Source organism: Kitasatospora sp. NPDC054768, assembly GCF_053612025.1.
Genome location: NZ_JBSHBN010000054.1, coordinates 12378 through 32902 on the forward strand (window position 1 = coordinate 12378; position 20525 = coordinate 32902).

The window sequence follows — 20525 nt, forward strand, 5'->3', positions numbered from 1 at the left end:
ACCGGCCGGACCGCCCTCGCGTTCTGGGCCGGGTCCGGGGCCTGCGGCGGGGCTCACAAGGCCGAGAATCCGAATTTGGACGCCACGGGGTCGAGTGGCGTGTAGTAGCCGGTCGAGAAGCAGGTCGTCGGAATCGACGTGCTGTTGCACGGGACCTTGGTGTCGGTGTTCCCGGCAATGATGACGCCGACCGGTGCCATGGAGTCGCCCTGGGGGTTGGCCACGGCCGGCCCGCCACTGTCGCCCTGGGCGACGGCGACGCCCCCGCTGCGGGACTTCACCTCGGTCGCGCTGGTGCGCCCGGACGGCGAGTGGACGCCGAGCCGCGTGACCTCCAGCTCGCAGTGGAACCCGGACACGGCGCCGCTGAAGCAGGCAGACTGCCCCGGGTCCAGGCGCGCCGGCCCGTACAGCGGCCGCCAGTCGCCGCTGTTCCAGGAGCTGCTGTAGAAACGGGCCGCGGTGTCCCTTCCGGTCGTGACGACGGCGACGTCGAGGCCACTGTCGTAGGCGGTGACCTCGCCGACGACGCGCTGCCCGTTGTAGACGTTCCCGCTGGTCTGGCAGTGGGCGGCGGTGAGCAGGACACGCTTGTTGTCCACCCAGCCGGGCACGCCGGTGGAGCAGCGGGAGTTGTCGCCGAGGGTGAGGTCGGCTCCGGCATACCAGGGCGGGGCGTCGCTGGTGCGGCTGCCATGGGTGGGTGTCTCGGAAGAGCCGGCACGGGACTGGACGGGGATGCCTGCGATCTGCCCGGCCCGGGCCTGGTAGTCGCGCGCCGGGGCACCGGCGGGCGCGATGCGCCTGGCGCTTGCCGGCTGGTAGGTGAGCAGGAGGCCGCTGCCGTCGTTGGCGGGCGAGAGCGACGACCACTCCGAGGCGTCGTTGCCGACCGCCGTGATGAACCGGTCGACGGCCTGGTCCATCTCGGCGCGCGAGTACGCGGCCGGCCGGTAGCGGACGTCGTAGTCGGGGCTCGCCGGGCCCGCGGGGTCGTGGCCGGCCTGCTCACGGGTACGTGCACGCCAGGCATCGACGGCTTTGGTGACCTGGGCGGGGACCGGGCCCTTCCAGAAGAGGTCGAGGTAGTGCTCGTCGCCGTGGAACACGATCGACGCGAAGCCCGCGCCGTCGACCCGCTCGGTGTCGACCAGCCGGTGCACCTCGTCGGCGATCGGCCTCAAGTACTTCTCGTGGTACTCACGGCTCAACAGGACCGTCGGGGCCATGCGCGTCTCCGCGGCCTCCCCCTCGGTGCCGCGCGCGACGGCAATCGACGCGGCCCCCAGGACCAGGACCGCTGCCGCGTACAGGAGGAGCTTCGACCTGCGCATGGAGACACCATAGAGTCACAGAAACCGCTACACAGAGTTATCTGATCATATGCGTCGCCCGACCAAGCCATCGTCGACTCCGCGTTGTCGTAGCACCCGTGGACAAGCGGCATACGCTCTGGGTCAGGAATACGTACTTGTGGGGAGGATCAAGTGTTGAACACCAGCCTGCTACAGCAGTCGCTCGACGATCTTCTGTGTCGCATCCTGCCCGGCCAGCCCCAGCCGCTGCCTCCGTCCAACGGCGGCGCCGACACACATGAACGCCACGAGGGCCTCGAAGCCACTCGTCTGCACCTGGGCGGGACGCTGGCGGCCGACCCCGCCCTGACCGTCCGCGTACCCGACGACGTGCTGCCACTACTCACCTTGGACGACAATCTCACCAACCAGCTGGCCTTCCCTCTTGCCGCGGACGGCGATGGGAACAATTGTTCGACAAAGCTTGGGTGATCACACGTCAGCTCCGGTCGTCGCCCCGGTGGGCCGGGGCGGGTGGCTGCCGGGTGGCCGAGGTCGGTCGGCGGCGCGCACGGAGCGCAGGTGCATCTGGACGGCCGCCGCGTCGGTTCCTGTGAGGTCGGCGATCTCGGCCGCGGGCAGGTCGAGAACGAGGTGCAGGACGAGGACATCCTGCTCGGGGTCGCTCAGGTGGGCGACGGGCGGCAACGGGCCGGCCATCGAACGGACCCGTCGGCGGACCGCCTGCCAGGCGCACGCGGCCGGGCTGGGCGCGGCCAGGACGGTGGGCCAGCGTTCGGCGAGTTCGTCGAAGGCCTGCTTGATCGCGCTGCAGGCGTCGGCGACGGGCAGGAGGAGGGCCGCGTACGAGAGGTAGCGGTCGTAGTGCAGGTCGCGCAGGGCCCAGGGCCCGATGCGGTCGGGTCGGGCCGGTCGGCACGGTCGGTTCCCGAGCCAGGGCGGTGGCATGGCGGTTCCCAGGGGACGGGGGTGGGAGCGGGGGCAGTGCTGTGAGCCCGCGTCGCGGCGGCGTGCCGCGGACGGTCTCAGAAGGATTCGGCGGGCAAGGTGGTGGTGGCCGGGTTGACCGAGGCGGGGGTCGACGGGGGCGGGCTCTCGGGTGTCCACTTCGGATTCGCCGCCAGCTGGAGGCACTCCCACAGGGGCCTGATGAGATCGACCGGCCCCTGGAGAAGGCTGACGACCGCCACGATGTCCGGCCACGGCGCCAGCTCGGGGCGCCGCAGGACGTCGGTGGCCTGCGCCGTGGTCAGGGTGAGCGTGGAGCGTTCGACGATGAATTCGGCGGTGGGGCGGCCGGCGGCGAGGTGGAGGCCCTGGATCGCGGAGGTGAGCTGAAAGAGGGCATGGTCGTACGCCTTGGGGCGGCCGGCGAAGAACGGCCGGGCCGTCGGTTTGCCGTTGGCTTCCTCCCACAGCACGCGCAGCTGTTCGGGGTCTGCGTCGCAGGAGCGCGCGAAGGAGGCGACCACGTCCCAGCGCGGCATGCGTTCTCCGCTCACCGCCCGGGAGACGTAGGAGGTGGACACTCCGGCTTCCTCCGCGACCTCCCTCATGTAGCGGCCCGAAGCACGCAGGAGGTGGGAGAGGGCGCTGGCGAGGCGGGACTGGGCGTCGAGGGCGTGGACCGCGGAGCGCCTGTTGCGGTGGCCGCGTTCCCTGGCGGAGGAGCCCCTGGGGCGGGCGGTCTTGCGTCCGCGTTCGCGTCGGCGTGCCAGTACGCGGGCGGCTTTCTCCTCCTCCCAGCGGGTTCGCGCGGTTTCGGTGCTCACTCCGAGGATCTTGGCGATGGTCGGCCAGGGGACTTTGCGCTGGCGGGCCTGGAGGACGACGGCGTTGACGAGCTCTTCGTACTCCTTGCCGATGTCGGCGAGGATTTTGAGCTCGGCGACGTCGCCGAGAGCGGGGTTGGCTGACTTCACCACGTTCCGCAGGCGCCGTGCGGTGGTCATCAGGCCCGTGGCGATCTGGGTGACTGCCGGGTCCATCGTCGGGGCGGGGTCCTGCGGCACGGTCTTCTTCTTGCGGTGGTGGGCGGAACGGCACTTGTCGGTGCAGAAGCGGCGGCGGCGTCCGAGGACTTTGGGCTCGAATTTCGTGTGGCAGTGGTCGCAGGCCTGGCTCGGCCCTGTCGGCTGGGTCATGTCCCGTTCCTCAATTCGGGATACCGCGAACGAGTGAGCCTCTCCTGGGGTTTTCGTTCGCGAACACCCGGTGATCCAGAACAGCGCGTACGGATTGCATTTCAGCCCGGCGCGGGCGCTGCGGCTGCCCGCCCTCCTCGAAGCTCGGCCGAGGCGGGCGGGCGGCGCCCGGGGCGTCAGATGCGACGGCGCAGGTAGCTGACGTGGGAGGCGTTGGCAACGGACCCGGCGGCATACAGCAGGGCCGACAGTCCGAGCCCGGGGCCGGCCCCCGTGAGGAGGGCGGCGAGCGCGCTCGGCACGGCCACGAGAAGGCCGCCTTTCACATGTACCCACATGGCAATGACGTCGGAGGTTTCCCCGGCCAACTGCAGAGGCATGTTAGGTTCGGTGCCACGGACGAACTGCCGCAGGGCGGTCAGGTGCCGGATCCGGTCAGGACTCACAAGGGCTCCTCGATCGAGTCGTGTTGTTGCGCAGAGCCCCGGCATGATTGGTTTCTCAGGCCCGCCGGGGCTCTCCGTATTCGCGACATTACAACGCGATCACCCCACCGCGTTAACGGGTCATCTTCTTAGTTGCCGCCCACTGGCAAGAATTCGAACAAAGCGATCAGAAGCGAAAGGGATCGATCGCCCGGCGGTGCGGCCGGTTCCGAATCCCATCGAATTTCTTCCGGGTCGGTTGACGCCTTGAGTCCGGCAGGGTCAACGAAACGTAATCTTCGGTGCTCAGGACTCGCCCGCTCCCCCGGGAGCGCCTTCGTACACCTCAGGCACTTTGGCGCCGGTGCCCGACGATCCCCGGCAACACACCGAACGCACCGTTGCCAACGCCATCAGCAGACTCCCGGACAACAGCACACCTTGGTCGGACGCAGGAGGGCCCCGCCCGCGTGCGGCATCGGCCCCGCCGGCCTGAGGGGTCCGGAGTCCGCGCTGCCCGTAGAGTCCGAAGCGCGGCTGCCCCGTCCGAGTTCGACGTGCTCTCCGACACGCTCTACCCCCTCGCCCCGGCCGGCTTCACCCGCGCCCGCAACGCACGCGCCGAGCGGTCAAGAAGAGCGGCCCACAGCTCGCCGAACGGATCCGGGGCCTGCGCCGGCCCACCCTGACGGCCTGGACCGCCAACATCCTCTACCAGCGCGCCACCGACCTCGGCATCCCCCACCGCTCCACCACGACCCGCGGCCAGCTCCAACACGCCCTCGAATAAACCCTGCGCGTTCCAGGGCGGTGCAGAGGGGCTGAGCTGCGGTGCCGGCCAGGTCCCGGCTTGCGAGGTCGGCATTCCGGCGGGCGCGGCAGCCTCCTCGGCCGCGCGATCGGCGATGTCCTGGCGGTGCTGTTCGGCGTGCAGGGTCCGGTCGATCTCGGACAGGGGCAGTCCGCCGGCCCGGCAGCGAATGCGGGCGTTCACGTCGTCGGCCAGCACGTGGACACTGGTCAGAGCCGAATGGGCATCTCCGGGAGAACGGCCAGGGCCAGGACGACGTCGTGGGCGCCGGGGAGATCCAAATCCTCGTCGGCTGTTGACCCGCTGACCAGACGACGCTGAATTAGGTTCTGGGCCTGCCGCAGGTGCGAGCGGACCGTTGCCGGATTCAGATCGAGCGCTGCGGCGGTGGTCTCAATATGGGTGTTTGCCTCGATCCATGCTGACAGCGTGTCGATCAGGTGGCGTCGCCCCCTGCTCAACGGCTCGAGGAACTCGCTTGCCCAGCAACGGACTTCGTCCGTGTCCAGCACCTGTGCGATGCCGGTCGGCTCATGCAGGGCGGGTGCACGCTCCGCACGTGTTCCGAGTTCGAGCGCGAGGCCGAGCACGGCGCGCTGGATGATGTCCTGCAAGTCGGCCTCCAACAGTCCAGCGGCCGCGCTCAGACGGCGGGCGACCGTGTTGCGATGCGTCCCCAGGATTCTGGCGGCCGCGGCCGGAGTGAAGTCCAGACCCAGGCGCAGCGTGGCGAGGAGCTGCTCGCGGCGGCTTTCGGGCAAGCCCAGCAGCGGGGCCAGGCGGGCATGCGCCCACGTGTCGGCGCGCTCGTCGAGGATGTGGGCGAGCTGGACGTCGGCTGTGTATTGGTGGATACGGGTGGAAGTTCGCTGGGCTACGACCAGGGCCCGGCTGGCATCGCCGTATGCCTGGGCGGTGTCGGCAAGCTGGCGTGTGGTGCTGGCGCCGAGATAGCGGTGCGGCGCGGCGCGTACGACGGCGGTAAGGCCGTCCATGGCCTCGTATTCCGTGCTGGGGCCCGGGGCAATGACGACCACCTGGTCGGAGAAGGCCGGGCATGCACTGACGATGGTGGCGCTCCCTACAGCCTCCAGGCAGTCCTGAATGACACTGGTGCGCTCGGTCCGACGGGATTTGAGGATGAACACCTGGCATTCGTCGACGTCGAGGATCCCTGGGATGAGGCAGCGGGCGGTGCGCTGGGCCTCGGTCACGTTGCCGGTCATCAGTAGTTGCAGGATCGCCTGTCTCACCGATTCCTCGGCGCGTCTGAGGCGTTCGTTTCCTCGGGCGGCGGCTTCGGCAGCGGTCTGCACCGCCAGGAGGTCCAGGGTCCTTGCGATGGCGATGTTGGTGTCGGGGCTGAAGGCGGGGGCGCCGACGGCAAGTACTGGGGCGGGCCGGGCGGCCCCGATCCTGAACAGTCGGATCTGAAGGTCTGCGGTGCCGGGTGTCGGATCCAGGTCGGCAAGTTCGAGAGAGGCCCATCCTTGGCCTGCGCTGGAGAGTTGGGCGACCTTCTCGCGGGCGGGGTCGAGCAGGAGGCCTGCGCCGGCGGGCGCGACGGTGCAGGTCGATCCCAGGGGTGGTACCACGGCAACTTGGGCGCCGGCGAAGCCCGCGAGCCAGGTGACCAGGCGCTGGATGCCTTCCGGCCCACCGAGATGGTGGATCTGTTCCAGGAGTTGGCGATGGAGGGTGGCGGTGCGCAGTGTCCGGGCGTGGTATTCGTCGACGATGGCACTGTGCAACTGAAACCATGTGGGGGGATCGTCCCCGACGGTCAGCAACGGCATCCCGTGATGGCGTGCCGCCGCGCGAACGGACGGTTGCGTCTCCGTTCCTGGGGGCAGGGCGATGGCCAGTGCCGCTGCACCTGTTGCGGTGAGGCGGGCCAGGAACCGGTTCAGTCGGTCGCGTTCGCCCAATCTTGGGTCGCATCTTCGCACGACGACCAGGTGGTGGCGGACCTGCCCGTCGTCGAGCGCCTTGTCCGGGGACAGAGGGTGGACCCCGCGCAGCGGCCGGTCAGCGTCGCTCTTGGTCTCCTCTGCGAAGCGCAGCCCTTGTGGCAGACCGGTCGCGAATCGAAGCGTGGGCAACTCTGCCCCTCCCCGGGAACGGGGCGTCCCGCCCCGGGACGCCTTGTACCACGTGTCCGGGTATCCGGTTCAGGACCGGGCGGGGCGTCTGAACGCATTCAGTGACCGCGGTTGTGGCTTTGGAAATGTAGTTGAACGTTGACCGTACGATAGGCGGCTCCGCTGACAGGACGGCGGCGGGCGCCACTGCCTTCACCGAGACTCAAGTGCTCTTCGAGGACGCGGCCGTGACCCACTGGGGGCGGGATCGCGATCACCTGGCGAGGGGGATCGAGAGCTCCGACGGGCCGGGGCGTTCCGGGAACCGGGCCTCTTTGACGCCGAGGTCGCGCAGTCCGGACGGATGCTGGTGCATGGCGGCCACGATGCTCGGGCGAGTTCCTGGCATCTCGTCCTGTCAACTGGCCGACATGGACCGCGACCGGGCCGCGGGCTCCTGTCGCTCCTCGTCCCCGCTGAGCGGGCCCCAGCCGGGATCAGGAGCAGGCCGGTTGGAGGCCCCGGGCGGGGGCAGCGGGTCACGTACCTGTCCCCGCTGCTGCCGGGTGCTCAGCCGACACGCGGGCCTGAGGCCGTACAGGAGGCCGCCCGAGTCCAAGGCGCCGGCCGGTGGCTTCCAGCAGCAACCGACGGCGCAGCCCTGTCCAAGCGCGTCGCCACCAGGGGGCGCACAACGGCGCGAACGCCCCGCTCAGGTGTGCGCTGGTCGAGGTTTTCATCATGTTCATGGTGCTCTCGTACAGTACCGCCACCAGCCGAAGTCTGATTTCGTTCAGAGCACACCGCCCAGCGCGCGCCCAGCGCGCAGCCCGCAGCGCGCAGCCGCTCGGTACCGCACGGGCGACTCCGTGTCCCACGAAGGAGGCTCTGCCATGCCCACCGCCGCCACGCCAGCAACGTCCGACGCGCTCCGCGACCTGCTGGTGACCTGTCGCGGCCGCATCCAGGTCTCGCAGGAACGGGTGGCCATCGCCGTGGGAGTGTCGGGCCGTCACTACGGCGACCTCGAGCGCGGACGGGTGCGCCGGCCCAACCCCGTACTGCTCACACGGGTCGCCGAGGTGCTGAAGATGAGCCGCGACGAGCAAGCACGCATGCGCTCCCTCCTCGACGTTCTGCCCACGGCCTGAGCGTCCACACACCAAACGGGCCGTACACCCCTGCACGTGCTGCCGCCGACGTGATCCGGTACCGGCGTCCGGTCTGAGCGGCAGGGCGCCGCATCCGCCGTGGGCCCGCCGCCGGACCGGGACCCGATGCGCTGGTAGAAGCCCGGGCCCGGGACCGCGTCCTGGAGCGGGTTGGCGGACAGCGGCGGCGCCACGACGGACCCGGTGCCGTTGCGGCCGGCGCAGCGCCAGGTCGTCGTCGAGGGTGCGCCGCCACCAGGCCCAGGCGGCCGGACTGCGACACCTCACCTCCTGCCTGAGGTGGGCCGCATCGCCGGGGAGCCGACAGGCCGGCTGCGAGCGCGGTCTGGCGCAGGGTCGGCATCTCCTCGACCCGGCGGTTCCGGTCGCCCACTGGGTCGGACGCCTCGGACGGGACTTCGGCCGGACGCGCCTCCGTCACGGCGGCACTGTCCGCGGTCCGCTGCGAGTCGGGCCGACCTGCCGCAGGTGGGCGGGCACCGCAATGGCAGCAGGCCGCACGTCCGGGACCGGGCGGCGCGCGGCCGCGGTTCCCGTGCACGGGTCGGATGGCCCGGTCGCCGCGGTGGCGGCCGGGGTGCGTCCGTGCAGGTTGAGGGTGCGTCGCTGCGAGTGAACCGGCGCTGAAGGAACGATCGGTGGAGGTGATGCCATGTGCGGCAGGCAGGTCAGGGCACGTACGATGGCAGCGATGGTGCCTGGGCTTGAAGGATTCCGCGGGCCGCTGCGAGGTCCGGGGCGGACGTGGTGAAGCCGGTGGTGAACAGGCCTACTTGGAGGCCGTCCACGGAACGACTCCTTGCATCAGGCACACTGGTGACGAAATTGGGCGTGGACATAAGCCTGGCCTCCCTCCAGAGTGGAACCCGTGGCTTCGGCTCCATCCGCTACGTGTGCTGGGACGTGCGACAGAGCTGCCGGGGCATCCAAAGTGTGTGGCGTCCCGAGAACACGAGTGGCGATCATAGGAAGAAATGCGGTCGGCCGTGACTAGAAGTGACAGGGCGCCAGCGGAGCTGCTGCCCCTTGCGGTCTTGCCGAGACCTGACGTGGAGGCAAAGCTGCTGTGACCTACGACGACGGTGAGCCCGGGCAGAGCCTGGCAGAGAGGATCGAGGCCCTACGGCGTGCCGCGACCCCGGCCGGGAAGCGGCTGCCGTCCGATGCGGCTGTCGCCATGGCGATAGCCGCCCGGGCCGGTGCTTCGCTCGTCGACGAGAACACTCTCTACAGACTTCGCACCGGCCGGACCGCCAACCCGAGCATGAAGGTGCTTAAAGCGCTGGCCGACCACTTCCAGGTCTCCCCCGGCTTCTTCTTCCCAGGTTCCGTCTGGGGGCCTGAGGAACACCTGGCCTTGGCCAATGCTCTGCAGAGCCCGCAGGTGCGCCGTCTGTGCATGCGGCTGGGGCGGCTGTCCTCGGACGAACTCGAGCGGGTGGATCGGCTACTGCCCGACGAGGACGACAGCTGAAGAGGCTGCCGGAGGCGTGCTCCGGGACGTTGGGCGGGCGCGCAGTGGGTGCCCGCCGAGGTTGCGGCCGTCGTCATGGTGCGCTCGTACGGGATGCGACCTCGCAAACCTTGATCCGCTCGGCAGTACAAGAGACCACCGCCAGAACGTGGCGCGTGTCCAGGCCGCCACGTACCGGCAGCACAGGCCACGGTTCCGAGGAGACCCCGATCGTGTGCTGGGGCGGGTTGCCCGGCCCGCCGCAGATGGGCGCCGCCGGAAAGCCCGATGTACGAATTGGTCTTCTAGGTTTCCGGCCGTCTGATCCATCACCGCCCATGCGCGGACGTCACTGCGGGTCGTTGTCCTCAGGCAGCGTGGCAGATCCCGGCCACGGCCCCAGCAGCCGCTCGCAGTAGCGCAGGTCTTCCACGATCGGACCGGCGAAGCCCTCCACCGGCGGCATCGGAAGGCGCCCGGCAACGTGGCGACGCTGCCGCATCTCCTGCCGGATGTGCCAAGCACCGTACCAGTGCCACTGCCACAGGCTGCGTGCCGACTGCACCTCCCTCCTGAGCGTTTCACTGCACTGCGGCACGGTCAGGCAGTCGGCCGCCACCGCCTCCTGCTTCAGGCGGGGCAGTGCCTCCTCAAGGAGGTCCTCGTCGCCGAGCGGGTCCCGCGATTCGGGAGCTGCTCGGCGGGCTTCGTCCAGGTAGCGAAGCACATTCTCGCCGCACTCCCGGGCCAGGGTGTCCAGCGCCTGGGCGTGGGCGTGCTCGGCCTGAGCGCACCCGCGTAGCCAGCGCCGGTGGGCGGGCGGCCAGGTCCCTCGAAGTGCGACGCTCCACCAGGGACGCTGGACCTGGGCGTCGAAGGCCGCGGCCGCCTGTCGGCAGCTGGCCGCGTCCTGGGCGGTCCGGGAGCGGCTCTTGTCGGCTTCCTGGGCCCGCCACATCCACGCGGCAGCGGTGGCCAGCCGGCGGCGGCGCCGCTCCAGGGCCGTGGACTGCGGTCCACGCCCGGACAAGGCCTCCGCGCGCAACCCGCTGGCGCCGAAGGATGCGGCACGGGCGCGCTGGTCGGCCTGCCACATCGCCCACTCGGCGCGCAGGAGGGCGTGGGTGAGATCGTCGTCATCGCGGTGGCCGTGGGGGCGCGGCGCGGTGCCCACAGCATCCGGCCAACTGTCGTTGTCGTTCCCAGCGGCAACCGGTTCAGGGGTCCAGCCGGTGGGAGGCTGGAGGTTGAAAGCGTTCTCCAGCTCCGGGGCAGCGGGCCTTGGACCGGGTTGCTCGGGAATCGCGGGGAGGTCGAGTTCGGCTTCCAGGGCGTGCAGCCATCGCTCGACCGTGGCCCGTTCCTGGGCGGTGCAGGCCTCCAGGCGCAGGCTGTCCGGCACATCGGAGTCCGGATCCGGGGCGGTGGGGACGATGCCCTGCTCACGGCCCCAGACTTCGAGGTCACGGGCCTGGAGGTAGCGGCGCCGCTCGATAGTGTCCAGGATTTCCTCGGGCGCACCCATGGTGCAGTTCTCCTCAAGGAGGTACTCGAAGACGAGTTGCTCAAGCGGTTCGTGGGGCGCCGACGGGGAGGTGAGGAGCAGCCAGGCGCCGTAGAGGTATTCCGGGTGGACGCCTTCCAGCAGGCGGTGCAGGGTGCCGGAGGAACGCAGGGCGTACAGGGCACGGGTACCAGTCTCGGCGTCGTGATCGACGAGGGTGTAGAGAGTGTGCCCGACCTGCCAGGACGGGCCGATGCTGGTGAGCTCCTCCTCGACCTGGCGACCGATGGGATCGTCCTGCGCGACGGTGCGTTCCTCCGATGGGATCCGCAGCCATGCCGGGCCTGCCCACTGCTCCTGTTCCGTCCACCAGTCGGGGTGCACTGCGCACGTCCTCTCTTGCCCGGCTGCGGGGTAACGGGTTGGGGCCGACGGTGGTGAAGCCCCGTATCGACGGGCACCGGACAGGCTGAGGAACACCTCGGTCGGGATGCTTCCCTGGTGAATGCAGGCGTGTGTGTGACGAGGCCGTCTTCACCGGGTCGTCGAGGTCGGGACTCTTGTCGGGTTGGGTTCCAGACCCATTCCTGTGGCCGTCGATGGCGATGAGCGCGCCGAAGCAGGTCTGGTCGGTGAGGTCCCGGCCGATCTCCGCGTACTGTGCACGGAAGCGTCGCACTGCACTCGGAGGTCGGCTTCGGGCAGTTCTGGAAGGTCCGGTTGCTGCTGGATGTGGCGGGCCGCCCCTTCACACCTCCGCCTCATCCACGGCCGCCGCTTCCCGACGGCCGACCGGCCGTGCAGGTTCCAGCCGGCCGTGCGGCGTGGATGTCCAGGATGTCGGCTCGCTGCCGTTCTCCGTGGTGCCGGCTGACGCAGTGTGGTCAGTCCGCCCGGCTTTCGTAGCCCTCGTCGTCGGGGCCGAAGGCATGCTCGATCTCGCGGCCCATCGCCCGCTCCCACTCCTCGTCGCTCACCATGTCGCGCTCCAACGGGACTCCTCGTGGTCTGGCGTACGGGTGTGCCGGGACGGCGAGCCTCATGGGGGGCTCGCCGTCCCAGGTGGCCGGTCCGGATGGGCCGGGTCTCCACCACGGTGCCCCGTCGTGGGCTCTCGGCGCAGTCCGCCGCGCGGGGCTTCCCGCCCGACGGGACATCTCGTTCGCAGTTCCCTCCTGGCGGGATCGGATGCTTTGTCAGCTGCTCGGGATGCCGCATGCGGGGCTTTCATGGCAGAGCAGGAACGGCCCCGCGTGCTTGTTCGGCGGGCGGGCGTGCATCGACGACGGGAAGGGGCGGGCGCCATGGCCTTGAGCGACGGGCAGCTTTCCTCCTTGGCGGACTTCGCCACCGCCCGGGCGGAGCGGCTGCGTTCCGGGCCGGTCAGCATCGAGGCGATGCGCCAGCACATGGATGCGGGCGACGCCGTACTGCTGGGCGACTTCCCGGGAGCGCCGGTGCGCTTCGTGGACCGGTGGTGGCGCGTGGGTGAGGCGTGGTGGGAACCTCTGGAGGAGGCATCCGTCGCGGCTCTGGACGAGGCAGCCCAGCGCTGGGCCCGGTCCCAGCAGGCCGTCTTCACGCAACAGGATCCGGGTCCAGCGGGGCCTCAGTGAGCGGCCCGGAGGCGTACTCGGAAGAGGCCCTGCTGGGTTCGGTCCTTCAAAATCCCCGCCGGGCCCTGGAGGTACGCGACTGGCTGCGGGCCGCGGACTTCGCGGACCCGTGGCGCCGGGAGATCTACCGCATGCTGGTGGACCACCACCTCTACGCCCATCCGGCGGTTCTCGCCGCGGCGTCCCGGCATCAGGCCCAGGTACTCGGCCGCCTGGTCCTGGAGAACCTGCACGCGAGAGCCATCGCCGACGGTTGGGCGAGCACCACCGACTGGCAGCAGGTCGCCGCCTACGTCACGGGCCTGTCCGCCAGCGTGCCCAACGCCGCCAACGCCGCCCAGTACGGACGGGTGGTGGCCCAGGCGAGCCTGGAGCGCACCGTCGGTGCGCAGGGGCAGTTTGCCGAACAGGCGGTGCTGGCCGCCGTCCTGGCCCGCCCTGAGGAGGGTGCGAGGCTGGCCGGCTGGCTCAAAGCCGCCGACTTCCAGGACCCGTGGCTGGGGCAGATGTTCAGGGCCCTGGTCGAGGAGAAGCTGTATGCCCACCCCGCCGTCACCATCCGGGCCTCCCCCGCCGAACGGCAGCAGGTGCTGGCCCGGATGCTCTACGAGCAGCTGCAGCGCACAGCCGCCGACGAGCGCTGGATCGTCCCCGTCTCCGCCTGGCCGTCCGTCGCGCAGCAGATCCACGCGCTCACCACCACCCAGCAGGTCCCCCACCCCGAACATGCCGCCCAGCTCGGCCAGCGGGTCCTGCAGACCAGTATTCAGCAGCAGGTCGCGCAGGGGTCGTGGCGCGTGGAGAACACCCTGCAGGTACCGGGCGCGCCCGCCGCCGAGATGCAGATCAACACCATGCTCGGCGCCCTCCAGCAGTTGGAGGACCGTTGGGAGCAAGCCATGGGGCGTGTCGAGGCGGTCGGCGCGGCCTTGGCGCCGCAGACAGTCCCGCGCCCGGAGATGACGTTCACCGAAGACGCCGTGCTGTCGTCCCTGCTGCGCGACCCTGGCCAGCTCGAGCAGGTGGGCCGCTGGCTGCGCGCCGAGGACTTCACTCAGCCGGGCCGGGCGCAGTTGTTCACCTCGTTGCAGGAGGCGGTCACCCACCGCGGCGCCGTCGACCCCGCGCTGCTGGTGTGGGACGCCCACCGGCGCGGCGTCTCCGGGCCCGGATCGCTGGCCCCCGAGCAGGTCTGGGCGATGTATCAGGAAGGGCGGCCCGGCATCGCCCACGGTGGGGGCCGCCTGCTGGTGGAGGCCAGTATCGTGCACCATGTGCGCTCCGCGACGTCGGCGATCAACACCGCCGTCGGCGATCCCACCGCCGCTCCGGGCATGGTCATCGGCACCGCCCGCGGACACCTGCAGTACGCCTCCGCCCAGGCCGCCCGCCTCACCCAGGCCACCTGGTCCACCGCGCGTACCGGCCCGGGAGCACGGTGAGGTTCCGGGCCGGCGCGGACGCCAGCGCGGCGGTCCGCACGCCGGACGGCCTGCTCGCGCCGTGGGGCCGTCTGCCGCAGCTCGCCGGTGTCCTTACGCAAGCCTTCGCGCCCGTCGCAGCCCGCCCCGTGTGGCTGCGTGCCGTGTTCGCCCCGTTCTGGCTGATCGAAACGACCGTCCACCGCTGCGCGGGCCGGGTGATGTCGTGGGGCCCGGCAACGCTCGTCCTGCGACGGCCTCAGCCCTGGACGCGGACCGCCCTGCAGAGCCTGCTGCTCCTGCCCTGCGCCATGGTCGCGTTCGTGGTGGTACTCACCCCGGCCGCCCTGGTGGGCGCCGTCGTCGGCGGCCTTGTTGCGGGGCTGGCTGGCGGCCGGTACGCGATGACCGCGGTGCTGCTCCTGGTCGCGGCTCTGCTGCTGTGGCAGCTCGCCTCCCTCGTCCGAGCCGCCGGTGCGGGTGTGCGGCTGCGCCGTGATGCCAGGGTTCTGCGCGGGCCGTGGGCGGAGGTGGGGTCGCTGGCCGGCGGGCGCGACGGGCAGGCGACCCGCGGTCTGGTTCGCGCGGTCCTCGTCTGGGCCGACAACAACGCAGTCGCCCGGGTGGTGGTGGCCGCCGACGAGCGGCTCGCCCAACTCTACTGACGGGCCGGTTTCGTGTCGCTCTCCCCCACGTCGCCGGTCCTGGTCCGCTGGCCCCGTCCGGGCGGATCCTCCTGGCGGCCGCTGCCGCAGTCGGCCAGCGCGAGGGGGTCTGCAACAGCGCAGGCGCACCGGACATCGCCCAGGGCATGTGTCCTGGGCGGTGTCCGGTGGGGGCTCAGGACCGAGGGTCGATCCAGGTCACCAGGAGCGCGCCCAGTGCGACTCCCGGGCCCAGTCCGAAGACCAGGCCGCGCCCGCCGTGGGCCGGTGGGGTGCGGTAGGTACGTTCCAGGACGGAGAAGATGGTGGGCCCGCCCAGGTTGCCCTCCTCCGCGAGGACATCGCGCGAGTGCTTGGTGAACTCGTCGTCGACGTCCAGGACGGTGGCGAGTTTGGCCAGGATCCTGGGCCCGCCCGGGTGAAGGATCCCGAAGTCCAGGGGGGTGTCAGTGTTCTTGCCGAGCCACTTCAGCAAGGCCGGGGCCAGGTTGGTGACCGAGTGCAGGGAGGCGCGGGTGGAGGAGAAGCGGTCGCCGCGCTCGTCCGTGTCCTTGTGGTAGCGGTCGGCGGTGTGGGGGATCACGTACTCCAGGGTGTGGTCGATTCTCAGGCAGCCGTCCGGCCCGAGCGGGCGGGCGCAGACGACGGTTGCCGCCACCAGATCACCCCACAACGCTTTGTAGATGAGGTCCTCGATCGACACCAGCGACTGCTGGTACAACGAGCTCAGGTACTCCCCTGCGACGACGAGCACCTTGTCGTCCGGGTACCGGGCCAGGTGCTCCTCCGCCATGATCAGTGCCTGGGCTCCGCCTGCACACGCGAGCTGCGTCATGGGACGGCGCCGGATATCGGGGCGCAGCGGGAGGGTGTTTTGCAGGTGGACGTCGAGTCCGGGCATGCGGTCGCCGGTGGAGGAGGTGGTGATGATGCAGTCGATGTCGGTGGCGGTGATGCCGGCGTAGTCCATGGCGGCCCGGGCTGCTTGCTGGGCGGCTTCGAGGATGACGTCGAAGACGTCGTCCTTGCGCTGCGTGGGACCGCGCTCGGCGACTATCTCCTCGTAGGGGCGCAGGTAGCGCCGGGTCCCGGGGAGGTTGGTCAGTGCTTTGCGGGCGAGGTCGAGCTGAGGGTGGTCAGGGTTCCAGGCAAGGATGTCGTCGCGGACCCGGTAGGCGTCGACGACGTGCTCGCCGAGGACGAGGGCGGGGCGACTGACGTAGGCCGTGGTGGTGTTCAACTCGACGTCCTTCCGGTGTGGCCGCGGCAGCGGGCCTGATGGGTGCGGTCGAGCCCCTGCGGGCCCGCGTCCGGCCTGCTGGACTGGCGTGAGACCAGGCGTGGGCGGGCAGCCTTAGGGTGCGCTGGCGGGGCGGCGGGAGGGTTCGCGGGTGCTTCCTGGCCAGGTGATCGGGATGGGCGTACCTGGACAGCTGGTACCGGGGACGGGCCGGGATTGTGGGGCCGGTGTGCTGTACCGGTTCTTCATTCCTGCGGTAGCCCGGGCGGCCGCCGATGCCGGATCGCATGGCAGCGTGGTCGCGGCGTCCGGCCGGGAGGGTGCGCACAGCACGGCCGGACCGCGGTGGGGCCTTCTGGTCCTTGGTGTCTCCACGGCGTTGTGCGCAGCGGTGTGACAGCTGAGCGCCATGACATCTTTCCCCCCGTCGGCGGGTTCTGATGGCGATCACGCTACCTGGCGGCACTGGATCTGCCATCGGGCCGATCAGAAGCAGGCGCCGTATCTCGCCTTGTGTGGCTGAGGGGTTGACGCTTGGTCCCTTGTTCTGCGCGTGAGGCCGTGGTTGTTACGGCGCGTCGGCTCCAGCCGCCTGCTGCGTGATCTTGTGGAGCTCGAAGCCGTCCAGGACTTGGTCAAGTGCGCCGCCGTCCGGGCTCGTGGTGTCCGCGGTGGCGGCGTCGCTGTCCGGTTCGGGGGAGAGGCCGAGGTCGAGCAGGTGGTGCAGGCAGGCGAGTGTGAGTTGTGTGGCGCGGGCGACAAGCGGCAGCAGGGCGTCGGCGGGCGCTTGCGCACAGGCCAAGGCGTAGCCGAGGGGTTCGGCGGCGCTCTCGTGCAGGGGGCGGGCGCCGGGCATCTGTTCGGCCAGTGCGAGGCGGGTGAGTTCGATGAAGCAGTGCCCTAGACGGGTGGGGTCGGTGCTGAGCAGGTAGGCGTCCAGCTGGTCGAGGACGTCGGTGATCTCGTGGACATGTGCGGCACTCGGGATCGGCTGGTTCTCCAGGAGTCGGACGGTCAGCGGGTGGTGTCGCAGGGAGGCCGCGCGCAGTGCCGTGCAGGACAGGCGAGCGAGGGCCGCCGTGAGGGCGATCGCGGCGTCGTACTCGGCCAGGGTCGGGTGGCGGCGTGCCAGATCGCGCACCGCGTGCTCGATGTTGGTGGTGCTCGCTGGGTCGGCGGCCCGGCGGACGAGGTCCAGCGCGAAGATCTCGCTGTCCTCGTAGAGGTGCCGGTAGGGGTCGCTGGGCACGGCGTTCTCCGGTGGTGTGGCTGGACGGCCCGAACGGGGGTGTCCGGCAATCGGCTTGGTGGGTGCCGGCGTTGACCGGTATTCAAGGAGTACCACTGCGGGGCGAACATGTCGGATTCGCCCTGGCGTCCGTGGCCCGTCGCACCTCGGGCGGAGAATCTGAGCACGGCGGTGTGGGGGTGTGGGTCGGCGGACTTGGCCCCGAAACCGGCTGTGCGGAAGGGGCCCGGTGCAGCCTTTGGCCGGGCGGGGCCGGGGTCGCGGTGCCGCCCGGCCGGGGTTCGACGTGGGCGGTGGCGACGTGATGCATCGCGATCTGCTCGGTGATGCGGGGCAGGCGCAGGGGCCGGAGCGGGGTGGCGCTGTCGGCCGCCTTGTTGAGGACGGGTCTTGTCGCGGGCCGCTTCGGCCAGACCGCGAGAAGAGAGGGATCCGGCCGGGTAGCCGATGCCGACGGCCGGGTGGTCGGGATCGGCCGGGGTCTTGTGGTCGGCCGGCCGGGGGTTGGAGGGGCTGGCCTTCACTGGTGGCCTGCCACGAGGCGCGGCTCGGTCGGGGCGGAGTCGATCCAGGTGCCTGGTCCTGGCTCGGGCCCTGATGAGACGGGCCCCGGTGGCCGGATGGTGCTGGACAGCGATCCCTCTGTACGGAGGGCGGCTCGCGATCTGGGTGACGGCGATCGACAACCGCTCCTGTGGGACCCGTCGTTCGGTCTGACACCGGCTCGCCTTCCCCAGCGCACCGTGCGCCCCCGCTACGGCGATCCGGAGCACCGGCACCTGCCCGGCTTCGGCCTGGCGTGGCGTCCGGGGGAGCTGTCGGCCTGGCCGACCGCACCGCCAGGTGTCCGTTGGCCGGTGCCTGCACGGCACGGTGGCTGCTGGCGCGCTGCTGCACGATGCCGACCGGACGCGCAGGAGGCCCTCGCCCTGGCCGCCGGCTCGACCTGCGGGCCGACCAGCGCATCGCGGTGCTCGGCACCGGCCGGGAGCCGCGGTGCGCTGACGCCTCGCGTGCAACGGATGGCAGGTCGCAACCGTACCGATTGGAATCTGCCGTACGGTCCCGCTGCGGACTTATGCCCTGGCGATCGTGGGATTGGGAGCGGGCTGGTTCGGGCGCCCCCGGCGGCCGAGGTCCTTGGTGTGCTTGCGGCGGGCGGCGCGCAGTTCGTTCTGGCTGGCGCCTCCCCACACCCCGGCTTCCTGCTTGGTGGCCAGGGCCCACTGCAGGCATTCGGTGCGTACCGGGCAGCGGTTGCACACGGCCTTGGCGTGTGCGATCTGCCGCAGGGCCGGGCCCCGGGTACCGACGGGGAAGAACAGCTCCGGGTCCTCTTCGCGACACAGGGCGTGCTCTCGCCAGTCGCGCCGCGGGGGCTGGGCTTCTTCGCGGCGGGTCATCGCACTCCTCGGTTCATGGTGGTGGGGCGGGTCTCCTGCCGGGGCAGTTCCCGTGCCGGGCGCGGCCTCGGTGCTGCGGTGGGTAGGGACGACGTGGTGGTGGCGGTGACCCGGGGGACGCCGGTGAGACGTTCGGTGAGCTGCCGATGGTGGCGGGTCAGGCGCTCGACGCCGTCGTCGCGCGGGGGCGGTGCGGGCAGATCCATCACCGCGCGCAGGGCCTTCAGCGCGGCCACGGTGGCGGGTCTGTCCTTGGTGACGATGTCGTCGAGGCGCTGGCGGGCGGCCTCGGAGCGGGAGCGCGCCCAGGTGATCTGTTCGGCAGTGGGCCGAAGTCGTGCGGCCGGGTCGCGTTCCTGGGCGAGGAGGTCGTCGAGCTCCCGGCCGAGGATGGCGGCGGCGTTCTGCGCGCGGGTGGCGGCCTGGTTGTCGATGCCGGCGGCGAGCTGGTCGGCCAGGCGGCGGGGTCGAGGGTAGTGTGCGGCAATGGTGGCCAGCACCGCAGCGCGCTGCTCGGTGAGGGCTTCGTCCAGCAGGCGGCGGGCGGCGTCGAAGGTCGCCGTGTAGGCGGCCTGCTCCGCGAAGTGGACCTCCATCGGGCGCAGGCCCAGGGCCTGGGCCTTGGCACGGGCAGCCCGGGCTGCATCGCCCGCCGCTTCGTGCAGGTGCGGCTCGTGGGCGGCGGCGGCGCGTTCGGCGGCATCGAGGGCGAGCAGGCGTCCGAGGACGGCGTGATGCCCGCGGGTCTCGGCGGCCAGCGTGTGTGCGAGAGCGGTGCTGCCCTGATCTGCGGAGGACCAGCGGCCCTCGGCGGCCTCGCGGCGGGCCCGGGCGACGTAGGCGTACGCCTGGGCGAGGTCGGCGTCGGCGTTCTCGGCCGCTCGCTGCGCGGAGGGCACCCGGCGGCGCCAGTCGAGAGCGGCGTCGGCGTCACCGGCGGGCTGTCCGGGCAGCGGCATGGGGTGGGGAGGCTGGAGGATTCCGGCCGTGGCAGTTCTCACTCTCTCGCGTACCTCGTCGTCCAACGGCAGGTGGTCCAAGGCCCCGGCGAGGGCGGTGGCCAGGCGCCGGCGGTCGGCGTCCTCGGTTCGGGCGGTGCCGGCCGGCGCCTGATCGACGGGTTCGGTGCGCACGCGGGCGGTGAACGCCTCGATCCGGGCCGGGTGGCGGGCCGGGTCCAGGACGAGGAGGTCACGCTGCAGGTCGACTGCTTCCTCGCGCCAGCGGGCGCGCTGGTCGTCGGTAAGGTTCGCGGGGGGCTGCGCGGTGATGGGGTCCAGGTCGGCCAGGCGCTCCAGGTACCAGGTGGCCGCGGCGAGGGATGCCGGCTCCCGGCGTGCTGGCCAGGAGGTGTTCAGGATCCGCCAGTTCGCAGCGAGACGCTGCCGGTCCCCCTCGCCGACGGGGCCGGCAGCCTGACGGATGGCGCGAGCGGTGCGCAACGCCGCCATCACCAGCGACGCGTGCGGCTCCTCGGCCTGCGGGTAGTGCGAGGCGAGCTCGGCGAGCACATCGGCGCCTGGCAGCGCGGTGAATACGGCACCCCAGTCGCTCCCGGCGCGGGTCCAGTCCGGGCCGCCGGGCGCGGCGCCGAACGGCTCGTCCTGACGATCCCACAGGCGGTCCTCGAGCCAGTCGGCCTGGGCCGTGCGCAGCGTGTCGCGGCGTGCGTCGTCCCGGGGCAGTTCTGCGAGTGCCCGGTGCACGATGTCGCCCGGTCCGATCGGGACCAGGGCGCCGTCGGCGGCGGTGGCGTGGGCCATGACCTCCAGGTGCCCGGGGCGGTCGGTGTCGAGGAAGAAGTGCGCGGCGGCGGCCGGGTCGGTGGTGAGCGTCGAGGGCCCGTCCGTCCCGCCGAGGTAGGGGTCGGTGTAGACGCTGGTGAGCGCGTACTGCACGGGCTCGGACGGGGGCGAAGGCGCGGTCAACGGGCTGCCTTCCTTTCCGGTGGCGGGGATCGGATGGGGTCGGGAAGGCGAGCGTGCGCGCGCGAAGAAGGCGTGGACAACTGCGGCAGCGTCCTGG

Annotated in this window: 17 protein-coding genes; 6 read left to right on the plus strand and 11 right to left on the minus strand. The window is 71.1% G+C overall.

Going from position 1 to position 20525, the window contains the following annotated elements:
* Positions 1 to 53: 53 nt before the first annotated feature.
* Positions 54 to 1334, minus strand: a complete 1281-nt coding sequence (locus tag ACWGKU_RS18285; RefSeq protein ID WP_331768377.1) for a trypsin-like serine protease — start codon at positions 1332 to 1334, stop codon at positions 54 to 56.
* 156 nt (positions 1335 to 1490) lie between these two features.
* Here ACWGKU_RS18285 and ACWGKU_RS18290 point away from each other — a divergent pair, with 156 nt between their 5' ends.
* Positions 1491 to 1787: a hypothetical protein gene (locus tag ACWGKU_RS18290; protein WP_331768378.1), complete on the plus strand. Its 297-nt coding sequence runs from the start codon at positions 1491 to 1493 to the stop codon at positions 1785 to 1787.
* On the opposite strand, the gene ACWGKU_RS18295 is transcribed toward ACWGKU_RS18290, so the two are convergent.
* The 5 genes from ACWGKU_RS18295 to ACWGKU_RS18315 all read right to left on the minus strand — a co-directional run bounded on the left by ACWGKU_RS18295 (position 1788) and on the right by ACWGKU_RS18315 (position 6798).
* Positions 1788 to 2264: a sigma factor-like helix-turn-helix DNA-binding protein gene (locus ACWGKU_RS18295; RefSeq protein ID WP_331768379.1), complete on the minus strand. Its 477-nt coding sequence runs from the start codon at positions 2262 to 2264 to the stop codon at positions 1788 to 1790. It lies immediately after the preceding gene.
* 77 nt (positions 2265 to 2341) lie between these two features.
* The gene (locus ACWGKU_RS18300) at positions 2342 to 3460 is read right to left on the minus strand and encodes a helix-turn-helix domain-containing protein (RefSeq protein ID WP_331768380.1); all 1119 of its coding nucleotides are present in this window, start codon (positions 3458 to 3460) and stop codon (positions 2342 to 2344) included.
* Between the two features lie 176 nt (positions 3461 to 3636).
* Positions 3637 to 3906: a hypothetical protein gene (locus ACWGKU_RS18305; protein WP_401043402.1), complete on the minus strand. Its 270-nt coding sequence runs from the start codon at positions 3904 to 3906 to the stop codon at positions 3637 to 3639.
* 553 nt (positions 3907 to 4459) lie between these two features.
* A complete protein-coding gene (locus ACWGKU_RS18310) occupies positions 4460 to 4894 on the minus strand; it encodes a hypothetical protein (RefSeq protein WP_331768382.1) in 435 nt (144 codons plus the stop codon).
* An 11-nt stretch (positions 4895 to 4905) separates the two neighbouring features.
* Entirely contained in the window at positions 4906 to 6798 is a 1893-nt protein-coding gene (locus ACWGKU_RS18315) for a helix-turn-helix domain-containing protein (protein ID WP_331768383.1), read from the minus strand.
* A gap of 872 nt (positions 6799 to 7670) precedes the next feature.
* Here ACWGKU_RS18315 and ACWGKU_RS18320 point away from each other — a divergent pair.
* Positions 7671 to 7928, plus strand: coding sequence for a helix-turn-helix transcriptional regulator (locus ACWGKU_RS18320; protein ID WP_331768384.1), 258 nt, complete (start codon positions 7671 to 7673; stop codon positions 7926 to 7928).
* Between the two features lie 1087 nt (positions 7929 to 9015).
* Positions 9016 to 9423, plus strand: a complete 408-nt coding sequence (locus tag ACWGKU_RS18325; RefSeq protein WP_331768386.1) for a helix-turn-helix domain-containing protein — start codon at positions 9016 to 9018, stop codon at positions 9421 to 9423.
* A gap of 328 nt (positions 9424 to 9751) precedes the next feature.
* Here ACWGKU_RS18325 and ACWGKU_RS18330 read toward each other — a convergent pair whose 3' ends face one another.
* Entirely contained in the window at positions 9752 to 11290 is a 1539-nt protein-coding gene (locus ACWGKU_RS18330; RefSeq protein ID WP_331768387.1) for a hypothetical protein, read from the minus strand.
* A gap of 920 nt (positions 11291 to 12210) precedes the next feature.
* Here ACWGKU_RS18330 and ACWGKU_RS18335 point away from each other — a divergent pair.
* Genes ACWGKU_RS18335 through ACWGKU_RS18345 form a run of 3 tightly spaced genes read left to right on the plus strand, consistent with a single transcriptional unit; the run spans position 12211 to position 14608 of the window.
* Positions 12211 to 12522, plus strand: coding sequence for a hypothetical protein (locus ACWGKU_RS18335; protein WP_331768389.1), 312 nt, complete (start codon positions 12211 to 12213; stop codon positions 12520 to 12522).
* Complete coding sequence (locus ACWGKU_RS18340; protein ID WP_331768390.1) at positions 12519 to 13964, plus strand: DnaB-like helicase N-terminal domain-containing protein; 1446 nt, start codon at positions 12519 to 12521, stop codon at positions 13962 to 13964. Before ACWGKU_RS18335 ends, ACWGKU_RS18340 begins: the two co-directional genes overlap by 4 nt.
* Complete coding sequence (locus ACWGKU_RS18345; RefSeq protein ID WP_331768391.1) at positions 13961 to 14608, plus strand: hypothetical protein; 648 nt, start codon at positions 13961 to 13963, stop codon at positions 14606 to 14608. The genes ACWGKU_RS18340 and ACWGKU_RS18345 overlap by 4 nt, the downstream gene beginning before the upstream one ends.
* A 175-nt stretch (positions 14609 to 14783) precedes the next feature.
* Here the strand turns inward: ACWGKU_RS18345 and ACWGKU_RS18350 are convergent, their stop codons facing one another.
* From ACWGKU_RS18350 to ACWGKU_RS18365, 4 genes are all read right to left on the minus strand, one after another.
* Positions 14784 to 15848 (minus strand): PhlD, encoded by a 1065-nt coding sequence (locus ACWGKU_RS18350; protein WP_331768392.1) that lies wholly within the window; start codon positions 15846 to 15848, stop codon positions 14784 to 14786.
* Between the two features lie 568 nt (positions 15849 to 16416).
* Positions 16417 to 17097, minus strand: a complete 681-nt coding sequence (locus ACWGKU_RS18355; RefSeq protein WP_331768393.1) for a hypothetical protein — start codon at positions 17095 to 17097, stop codon at positions 16417 to 16419.
* A 1076-nt stretch (positions 17098 to 18173) separates the two neighbouring features.
* A complete protein-coding gene (locus ACWGKU_RS18360; protein WP_331768394.1) occupies positions 18174 to 18500 on the minus strand; it encodes a WhiB family transcriptional regulator in 327 nt (108 codons plus the stop codon).
* Entirely contained in the window at positions 18497 to 20428 is a 1932-nt protein-coding gene (locus ACWGKU_RS18365) for a hypothetical protein (protein WP_331768395.1), read from the minus strand. The genes ACWGKU_RS18360 and ACWGKU_RS18365 overlap by 4 nt, the downstream gene beginning before the upstream one ends.
* Between the last annotated feature and the right edge of the window lie 97 nt (positions 20429 to 20525).